The following is a 291-nucleotide window of genomic DNA, read 5'->3' on the forward strand; positions in this document are numbered from 1 at the left end:
GTACATCCCCGAGATGCGCGCGAAGGGCGCCGATCTGGTCGTGGCGATCTCGCACGGCGGGCTCGACAACACGGCGTATTCGCCGACGATGGAAAACGGCAGCTGGTGGCTGTCGACCGTGCCGGGCATCGACGCGATGCTGATCGGCCATTCGCACCAGGTGTTCCCCGACGCGAACAGCACGGTCGCGCAGTTCAACCTGCCGGGCGTCGACAAGGTGAAGGGCACCGTCAACGGCGTGCCGACCGTGATGGCGAACTACTGGGGCAAGCATCTGGGCGTGATCAAGCT

The 291-nt window shown here is 65.3% G+C and carries 1 pseudogene; it reads left to right on the forward strand.

Annotated elements, in window-relative coordinates:
* Nucleotides 1-291: pseudogene (locus SB786_RS35980) on the forward strand (bifunctional metallophosphatase/5'-nucleotidase); the annotation flags it as partial.

Origin of the sequence: Burkholderia sp. SIMBA_062 (genome assembly GCF_046534765.1) — a bacterium.
GTDB classification, from domain to species: domain Bacteria; phylum Pseudomonadota; class Gammaproteobacteria; order Burkholderiales; family Burkholderiaceae; genus Burkholderia; species Burkholderia ambifaria.